This is a genomic window from Corallococcus sp. 4LFB, from assembly GCF_046520365.1.
Classification (GTDB): domain Bacteria; phylum Myxococcota; class Myxococcia; order Myxococcales; family Myxococcaceae; genus Corallococcus; species Corallococcus caeni.
This window is the reverse complement of sequence record NZ_JBKGHJ010000428.1, coordinates 1-7,298: the sequence shown is the minus strand read 5'-3', so window position 1 is coordinate 7,298 and position 7,298 is coordinate 1. Positions and strand designations below refer to the sequence as shown.

Here is a 7,298-nt window from a genome sequence, read left to right as displayed (position 1 = left end):
GACGCCGCGGACCTGTCGGTGGGCACGGCGCAGGCGGCGGAGCGGCTGCTGGTGCGGGCCTTCGGCGCGGATCCGGCCTGGGGCGCCCAGTGGCTGGGCACCTTCCTCAAGGAGCGCGGGCGCATCCAGGACGCGGGGCTGGGGCACCGGTTGACGGACGACGAGGTGCGCCGGGCCGCGCCCTCTCTCCTGACGCTGGCGAAGGTCTGGGCGGAGCGCGAGCGCGGCGGTCCCCTGCTCCAGCTCGCGGCCAGCCTGGGCAAGCGCGCGGCGCTGGTGCCCGGCCTGTCGGACTGGCTCGTCTCCGTGCGCGACGCCACGCCCGACAACCGGCTGGCGCTGGCGCTGACGGCGTGGCTGTCGAAGGAGGACCGGCCGCGCTTCGAGGCGACGCTCGCGGGCACCCTGCGGCGCTGGCGGGACCGGGGCTGGGACGACGAGGTGGTGGCGCTGGCGGTGGCCGAGAAGCGCGGCCTTCCCCTGCACCGGGAGCTGGTGGAGGAGCTGGAGCGGGTGGCGCTGCGGCTGGGCAAGCCGTCCAGCAACGCGCTGTGGGTGCTGCGCTACCGCGCGGTGAAGGACTTCGAGCGGATGCTGCCCGCACTGCTCAAGCGGGACGAGAGCGCCATCGCCATCCCGGTGGTGCGCGAGTACCTGCACCGGCGGAGGCAGGACCTGCTGGGGCCATACCTCCACGCGCCGGTCATCACCGGCCAGTTCGCCACGGGGGCGACGCACTGGCTCCTCCCGTTCGACTCGGGGTTCTTCCGGTGGAACGTGGAGCAGAACCGGGCGTATTCGCGCGCGCTCGCGAGGCTGTGCGAGGACCCGGAGCGGGACACGCCCACGCTGCTGGCGGCGGTGACCCGGATGGCCGTGCTGGACTGGGCGCCGATGGACGCGCTCCTGGCGCTGGCGGGCGACAAGCGGCCCGCGGTGCAGGAGCGGGCCCTGCGGGTGATGGCGCGGTGCGACCAGGGCCAGGGCGTGCCCACGCTGCTGGGGGCCCTGGAGGATTCGCGCGCGCGCATCGCCATCTACGGGCTGCGCCGCGCGTTCAACGGCATGCCCGTCACGCGGGTGCTGTCGCTGCTCGCGGAGGTGCCGCTGACCAAGGTCACGGTGGCCAAGGAGGTGGTGCGCCTCTTGGGTGAGCTGCGCTCGGACGCGGGCTACGCGCGGCTGCTGGAGCTGGACGCGAAGCCCCTGCACCGCGACGTGCGCATCGCGCTCCTGCGTGCGCTGTGGGACCACCTGGACCGCGAGCCCACGTGGGAGGTGTTCGAGCGCGCCGTCACCGGAGAGGACGCCATCATGGCGGCGCGCGTGGGCGACATCCCGGCGGACCGGCTGACGGAGGCGCTGGATGCGCGGCTGTCCGCGCTGCTCGCGAAGGTGCTGGCGCGGCCGGAGCCGGATGCGCGCATCGACCTGCTGCGGCGCGCGGCATGGCTCCAGGTGAAGGACCGGGAGCGGGTGTTCCTCTCCGCCTGCGGCGCGCGGCTGGCCTCGCCCTATGACGACGAGGTGCGCGCGGCGATGGGCGCGCTGGTGTACCGGGCCGACGAGCGCGACGTGCCCTGATGGAGCGGATGCTGGCGGCGGTGGTGGAGGACCGGCGCGCGCTGAGCGTGGCGATGGACGCGCTGCTCCAGCCCCGGGAGCGGATGCGGCCCGTGCCCCTGCACACGGTGCAGGGACTGGTGACGGGGCTGCTCACGAAGGACCCGTGCCTAGCGACGCTGCGCGTGCGCTGCGCGGTGGTGGCCCTGGAACCCGAGGCCTTCGCGAGCCACCTGGACGTGATGGGGCAGGAGGGGTGGCTCCACGCGGACGCGCTGATGGCGGCCCAGGTGGCGGTGTCGAACCTGCCGGTGGACATGATGCAAGTGGTGGGCGGGCGCCTGGCGTGGAGCCCCAGCCCGGAGGCGCGACGCGTGGCCCTGCACTGCCTGGTGCGCGACGCGGCGGACGGACGTGGCTGGACGGAGGAGCGGCTGGCGATGCTCGCCGAGTTCCAGCGCGATGCGTCACCGCTGGTGGCCGGCGCCGCGCAGTTCGTGTTCCCGCCCCGGGAGATGGTGAAGGCGCCGAAGGACGCATAGGCCCCGGAGGCCCTGCTGCCCACCTCCCGCCCGACGCGGTCCCAGCCGGTCCGACTGTCGGACCGGGTTCAGCCACCTGGCGGGAGCGGAGTCCCTCAAGCCCTACGCCGGGTGACAAGGCCGCCATCGGTCCGACTGTCGGACCGGTTTCCGCAGTGCGAGTGGGCAGGCCCCCCCCGGCCATGGCGGGTGTCTCAACCGGTCCGACTGTCGGACCAGTTCAAGACGGCGCGAGCGCCCTCCCACGCCGTGGTCGTTCCCACTGGTCCGACTGTCGGACCGATTCAAGCTGCCCGGACGGCGCGAGCACCCTCCCCCAAGCGTGGTCGTCCCAACGGGTCCGACTGTCCGACAGGTTTCTGCTGCTCGGGTGGGCGGGCCCCAGCCACGACGGCAGTCCCAACGGGTCCGATTGTCGGACCGGTTCGTGCGATGCGCCGCCGACAGGGCTCAGGCCTGGCCTGGATGTGACGCATCGCGACGAGGCCGTCGTCCTGGGTCCTTGAGGCTCAGTTCAGCGAGCGCACCGGGGCCATCCAGGAGGCGCCCCGGTCCGCGTCGTTCGCGTACTGCTCCAGCTGCACGGCGCGGTGGGCCACGGTGTGCTCGGCCAGGACCCTTGCGCGGGCGCGCATGCCCAGCTGGCGCCGGTCCGCTTCCGGCATCGCGAGCAGGTAGCGCAGCACGTCCCGCTCCGTGCGGGCGACCATCACCTCCTCGCCCAGCGCGAAGACGTCCTCCAGGCCCGGCCAGGGGTCGCAGATCAGCGCCGCCCCACGGGCCGCAGCCTCGAACAGGTTCGCGCCCGGCGTGTGCTCCGCCTGGGAGAGCGCCAGCGTGAAGCGCTGCGCACCGAGGAAGCCCGCGTGCTCCCCTGGCGACGACACGGGATGCCTCGCCACGTTGGCGGGCCAGGCGTCATCCACCGCGGACAACATCCCCGCGAGGACGAAGCGCCCTTCGGGCCAGCCGCGCGCGGCGCCGAGCAACCACTGCCTCAGCAGCCCCCGCCGCTCCGCCGACAACGGCCCCAGGTGCCCCAGGTCCCAGCGCGTCCTGCCGCTTCCGGGCGCGAAGTGCTCCGCGTCCACACCGGGCAGGAACACGCGCGCACGGGCCACGCCCCACTCGCGCTCCAGCTGCCGGGGCACCGGGCCTCCACTTGAACAGAGATAGAGCCGGTAGCCCGCGAACAGCTCCGGCGTCATGCAGCCGGGGTCCTCGCGCAGGGCATGCCGCGCCAGCGTCCGGGGCGTGTCCCGGTCCCAGAAGACGGTGAGCCCGCCGGCCGTGTTCGTGGCCCAGCGGCTCACGTCCGCGACCTGCGGCACGTCCGCGTCCACCAGCACCAGGTCCGCGCGGCGCACCCGCGAATGGAAGCGCGCGTGGAGGTCCGCGAGGTCCTGATACGCCGCGACGGTGGATGACGCTTCGGACCACACGCCGGGCATCGTGCGCTCCAGCAGGAGGACCGCGTGTCCGCGCCGCCGGAGCGCCTTCGCGAGCTGCCTCGGAGCCGTGCCCGCTTGCGCCTCGGCGGCGGGCCGGCACACCGGGCCCAGGAAGACAATGTCCATCCACTCGGGCCTCCTCACGCCCCCTGCCCGGCGGAGGGAGGAGCTCCCGCGCGCGGCGAGCCCAGGGCTATCGCGACCCGGCTCGGACGGACAAGCAGCCGTGCGCCAGGCCGCGTGAACTCCTCAACGGCGCGGCCAGCGTTCAGCCCGCGCGTGCCGCGAGGACGTCCGCGAGTGGACCGTGCCCCTGCCCCGGAAGCCCAGGGGCCCACGTCCGCGTCGCGGCTACTTCGTCGCGGGCTCGGCCTTGATGGGGGGCGTGTTCCCCGCCGGGGCCGCCGAGGGCTTCGCGGCGGCGCCCTTGCGCAGCGGACACGCGACGATGGCGCCCGTGGGGTCGATGGCGTCCTTGCCCTCGTCCACCTTGAGCACCTTGCGGTCCTCGCCCACGACGAACGTGTAGCGCTTGGACACCGTCAACACCGGCATCTTCACGTCGTACGCGCCCACGACCTTGCCGTCCGGATCCGGGATGAACGCGAAGGGCGCCTTCAGCTCCGTCTTGAAGCGCGTCAGCGTCTCCGCGTCGTCCGTGGAGAAGGCCAGCACCTGGCCCTGCACCTGCTCGATGTCCTTGTAGCGGTCACGGTACGCGGTCAGCTCCTTCGTGCAGCCGCTGGTGAACGCCTTGGGGAAGAAGGCCACGATGACCGGCCCCTTCTTCACCATCTCCGACAGCGTGTAGGTCGTCCCCGCGGTGTCCTTCACCGTGAAGTCCGGGGCGGTTTCACCCACCTGGGGAATCGCTGCGCTGAGCCATCCGACGACGAGCAGGGAGTTGAGCATGCCCGGGACTTAACGGGCCCCGGACAGCGCGACAAGCTCCAGGCGCTACGACGAGGCCATCCGCGCCCACACCGCGGCGGCGGCCTCGCGCGACTGCTCGGCCACCACCGTGGGGTTCACCGACAGGGGCCTGCGCGCCCAGACGCGCCACACGCCGTCCACCATGACCGCCTCCACGTGGCGGCTGCCCAGCCCGTGCACCACGTGCCACGCCAGCGTCTCCGCCGTCAGCGGCGTGGGCGACAGGTAGTCCAGCACCAGCAGGTCCGCGAGCGCGCCCTCGCGCATGGGGCCGATGGCCGCCTCGAACACCTGCGACGCCAGCCGGTGGCCGTTGGCCAGGTAGCGCAGCACGTCGATGGGCTGCCCCGCCTCGCGCGAGCGCAGGTACGCCGCCTGCGCCTCCGCGAACAGGTCCGGCGACGTGCCATCCGTGCCCAGCGACGCGCGCGCCCCGAACTTGAGCGCGGGCGCGTAGCCCACCTCCAGGCCCTGGTTGGAGCGCGGCGTGTGCAGCAGCCACGTCCCCGTGGCCAGCACCTGCGCCAGGTCCGCCCACGCCAGGTGGCCCGCGTGCGCCGCCATGGCGCGGGGCGACAGGAGGTTGCTGGTGAGCAGCCGGGTCACCGGCGGATTGCCGTGGCGCTCGGTGGACAGCCGCTCGTCCAGCGGATCCTCCGCGAGCGGGAAGTGCAGCCCGGTGCCGGTGGTGTTGAGCGCCTCGCCCAGGCCCTGGAGCGCGTCGTCGCCCAGCGTGAAGCAGGGGCCCGCGCCCACCTGTCCGCGGAAGCGGCCCCGGGCCTTGCGCGCGAAGCTGACCGTCTCCTCCAGGCCCTCCTCGCGGCCCACCGCGCCCATGCGGTCCGTCACCGCGTAGGACAGCACGCCGCGCACGCCCACCTCATGGAGGCCGCGCGCCGAGCGGAGCAGCGAGCCCGTCACCGCCCTGGGCGAGGCGTGCAAATCAAACAGGGTGGTGGTGCCGCACTGGATGGACTCCAGGCCGCCGGCCGTGGCGGCCACCTGCACCGCGTCCAGGTCCAGCGCGTTCTCGAAGGGCCAGCGCACCTGCTCCAGCAGGGCCTGGTAGGACGACGGCGGCGGGTGGACCAGGCCGCGCGACAGCACGCTCGCGAGCCGGTGGTGGGCGTTGACGAGCCCCGGGAAGACGAGCTTGCCGGACAGCGCGACCACCTCGTCGTCGGGGCCGGGCGAAAGGTCCTCGCTCCGCGCCACGATGCGCTCACCTTCGATGCGCAGGTCCACCCGCTCCACGGACGCGGGCTCCAGTTCGACGACGAAACCACCCTTGAGGACGGTGCCCAACATCCCTCCCTGCATCCGCGACGGTTCGCGAGGTTCGTGAAGGCGCCCCCCTCCCCTTAGGGGTCACGCGTGAGGGGGGGAGGTTAGCACTCCCGCCCCGTCCTCCGTCATCGGGTCCACACATCCCTGCACCCACACCCATCGTCCCGCCCCCTCCAACACGGAGGGCATGCCCGGCGCGTCGGGTGGGAGGGATGGGGGCAGGCAGGCAGGCGGCCCGTCAGGACGTTGGGCGCCGGGGGCGCGGGCCCGTAGACTGCCGCCACCTTGGTGTCGGAACCCGGCGTTTCGTGGGCAGGCCGCTACCGCTTGAGCGCGCGCATCGCGACGGGCGGCATGGCGGAGGTGTATCTGGCGCGCACCATCACCCCGGAGGGGCAGCGCGGCCCGGCCGTGGCGGTGAAGCGGCTGATGCCGCACCTGGTCGCGGACCGGCGCATCGTGCAGATGTTCCTCAACGAGGCGCGCATCACCGCGCAGGTGCGCCACCCGCACGTGGTGTCCATCCTGGAGCTGGGCATGGAGGGCGCGGAGCCCTTCATCGCCATGGAGCTCCTGGAGGGGCGCTCGTTCGCGGAGGTGCGGCAGGAGGCCGCCGAGCGCGGCCAGCGCGTGCCCCTGGGCATCACCCTGCGCGTGCTGGTGGACGCGTGCCGCGGGCTGGACGCCGCGCACCGCGCCGTGGACGAGGCGGGCCGGCCGCTGAAAATCGTCCACCGCGACTTCACGCCGGACAACATCCACGTCGGCGTGAACGGCGTGGTGAAGGTCATCGACTTCGGCATCGCGAAGGCGGACGCGCTGGGGGCGGGGACGGAGCCCGGGACGCTGAAGGGGAAGTTCTTCTACATGTCGCCGGAGATGATCGCCGGCCGCAGCGTGGACCACCGCGCGGACCTGTTCGCCGCGGGGGTGATGCTCTACGAGCAGCTGTGCGGCCGGCGGCCCTTCACCGGCATGTCCACCGACGAGGTGCTCACGCGCATCTCCGAAGGCAGGCCGAAGCCGCCCACCGCGTTCGACCCGTCGGTGCCGCAGGCGCTGGAGGCGGTGTGCCTGATGGCGCTCGCCAGGGACCCGGAGTCGCGCTTCGACAGCCTGCAGACGTTCATCGCCGCCATCGAGCTGCTGGGCGGGCCCGCGGAGGTCGCCGCGCCGGAGCAGGTGGCCGCGTACCTGGACACGCTGTTCCCGCCGGACAGCGACCCCAAGCGGCTGGCGCTGCGCCAGGCGAGGCTCGCGGATCCGTCCAACTCGGGCGCGGAGGGTGCGCAGGCCGTGGACGTGCTGCCGCCGTTCGGGGTGCAGGTGTCCCGGCCTGGCCCGCGCCACCTCCCGCGGGCGCGGTTCCGTCCGGCGCCCGTCCCCTGCCGCCCGTGGGCACCCACACCGTGTCGCTGCGCGCCCGGCCCGTGACGGCTGGAGGCTCGCCCCCGGGTCGCGCGAACGGGCCCGTGGTGTCCGGAGGCTCCAACGACGGGCCCGCCGGTGCGGTGCCCCCTGG

5 protein-coding genes and 1 pseudogene are annotated in these 7,298 nt (G+C 73.7%); 3 read left to right on the top strand and 3 right to left on the bottom strand.

From position 1 onward, the window contains the following. A pseudogene (locus ACLEQD_RS32910) lies at positions 1–1,584 on the top strand (hypothetical protein); the annotation flags it as partial. Continuing rightward, positions 1,584–2,105, top strand: coding sequence for a hypothetical protein (locus tag ACLEQD_RS32905; RefSeq protein ID WP_410389461.1), 522 nt, complete (start codon positions 1,584–1,586; stop codon positions 2,103–2,105). The pseudogene ACLEQD_RS32910 and the gene ACLEQD_RS32905, both read left to right, overlap by 1 nt. A 509-nt stretch (positions 2,106–2,614) precedes the next feature. Here ACLEQD_RS32905 and ACLEQD_RS32900 read toward each other — a convergent pair. The 3 genes from ACLEQD_RS32900 to ACLEQD_RS32890 all read right to left on the bottom strand — a co-directional run bounded on the left by ACLEQD_RS32900 (position 2,615) and on the right by ACLEQD_RS32890 (position 5,794). After that, positions 2,615–3,682 carry a glycosyltransferase gene (locus ACLEQD_RS32900; RefSeq protein WP_410389460.1) on the bottom strand — a complete coding sequence of 356 codons (1,068 nt, stop codon included), beginning with the start codon at positions 3,680–3,682 and terminating at the stop codon, positions 2,615–2,617. A 225-nt stretch (positions 3,683–3,907) separates the two neighbouring features. Continuing rightward, positions 3,908–4,468, bottom strand: a complete 561-nt coding sequence (locus tag ACLEQD_RS32895; RefSeq protein WP_171417622.1) for a peroxiredoxin — start codon at positions 4,466–4,468, stop codon at positions 3,908–3,910. 45 nt (positions 4,469–4,513) lie between these two features. Then, the gene (locus tag ACLEQD_RS32890) at positions 4,514–5,794 is read right to left on the bottom strand and encodes an amidohydrolase family protein (RefSeq protein ID WP_410389463.1); all 1,281 of its coding nucleotides are present in this window, start codon (positions 5,792–5,794) and stop codon (positions 4,514–4,516) included. Positions 5,795–6,103: 309 nt separating this feature from the next. On the opposite strand from ACLEQD_RS32890, the gene ACLEQD_RS32885 reads away from it, so the two are divergent. Beyond that, on the top strand, positions 6,104–7,210 hold the full coding sequence (locus ACLEQD_RS32885; RefSeq protein WP_410389459.1) for a serine/threonine-protein kinase: 1,107 nt from the start codon (positions 6,104–6,106) through the stop codon (positions 7,208–7,210). Positions 7,211–7,298 lie beyond the last annotated feature (88 nt).